Source organism: Vibrio sp. Vb1574, from assembly GCF_033338675.1.
Genome location: NZ_JAWOTC010000148.1, coordinates 1 through 1,591, shown reverse-complemented (window position 1 = coordinate 1,591; position 1,591 = coordinate 1). Strand labels below are relative to the sequence as shown.

Genomic DNA, 1,591 nt, shown 5'->3' with positions numbered 1-1,591 from the left:
TCACGAAACGGTGCGACTGCAGTCAGATGTGACCAATAAAAAATTGGACATGGGCATTGAGCGCATTAACCAACTGGCGCTAGAAATTCGTGACATTCACCGCTTGATGATGCGCACTCCTGGTCCACATAACGATTTGATGGATCAGCATGAAAAGCTGATTACCGAGCTGTCGGAATACACTAAGGTCACCGTGACCCCACGTAAAAACGCTGAAGGTTTCAACGTGCACATCGGCAATGGTCATACCTTGGTGTCGGGCACAGAGGCAAGCCAATTAAAAATGATTGATGGCTACCCAGACGTGCACCAACGACGTCTAGCGATGGTCGAAGGCGATGGCATCAAAGCGATTAAGGCCGACGACATGGACGGCAAAATCGGCGCGCTACTCGACATGCGTGACAAACACATTCCGCAACTGCTGGATGAAATGGGGCGCTTAGCTACCGGATTCTCTTACAAGGTCAACCAACTGCAATCGCAAGGTTTGGATCTCAACGGCAAAATCGGTAAAGACGTTTTCACCGATGTGAATTCTGAGCTGGTGGCTAAATCACGAGTGTTTACTGCACCAAACTCGAAAGCGGACGTTGCCGTTTATGTCGATGATATTTCAGCGTTGAAAGGTGGCGAATATGCGCTGCGCTTCGACGGTGATCGCTACAGTGTGACAACACCGAAAGGCGAGCAAGTCCAGATAGATATAGACCAGTCGGATTCTACCTTCGTATTGGATGGCATGAGAGTGCAAATCGGCGAAGGCCTTGCCGCTGGCGAACGAGTGCTGCTGCGTCCTACTCGCAGTGGTGCTGCCATCATCAAGATGGAAACCAATGACGCTAAATCCATTGCCGCACAAAGTTATGAAGCGTCTACGACGTTTGCTCAAGGCAGTGCGAAATTCAATATTCGTGAAGCGGGTGATGTAAAAGAGTTTGAAGTGACGGTTCAGCCGCCCGATGAAAAGCACGACAAAGCGTGGCTAAAGATTACCGATAACAAAGGTAACTTATTGTCCGATAAATACTCTTATCCGTTAGACAAAGATGATCCGCTGATTGAAATCTCAGTGCCGAAGAGTCATCCGCTATACAAAAATGGCGATGCAACCATCTTTGAACTGACAGAAGGCGCACTGCTGAACGATAAATTTACGGCCAACTTGGTGCCGTCAGAAGGTGGTAACGGCAACTTGAGAAAGATGCAGCAATTACAAACCAACAAAATGATGGATGGTAAATCGAGCACCTTGATTGACGTTTACCACAATCTTAATACTGAAGTGGGTTTGAAATCGGCAACGGCTAACCGCTTAGCATCGGTTGCGCGTTTAGAGCATGAAGCCGCACAAGAACGTGTAGCATCGATTGCGGGTGTGAACCTCGATGAAGAGGCCGCCAACATGATGAAGTTTCAACAAGCTTACATGGCTTCATCACGCGTGATGCAGGCGGCAAATGACACCTTCAACACCATTTTGCAACTGAGGTAAGGAGAAGAGATAAGTGCTAACCCGAATTTCTAGTTTCCATAACTATCAGTCCGTACAAAATGACTTGCGTCGCCAAGAGAACAAGATCCATCACAA

The 1,591-nt window shown here is 47.8% G+C and carries 1 protein-coding gene; it reads left to right on the top strand.

Going from position 1 to position 1,591, the window contains the following annotated elements; all coding sequences use genetic code 11:
- Window positions 1-1,495 (top strand): FlgK family flagellar hook-associated protein (locus tag R7O12_RS24310; RefSeq protein WP_318126599.1); only part of this gene is annotated, 1,495 nt, incomplete at its 5' end.
- Window positions 1,496-1,591: the final 96 nt, after the last annotated feature.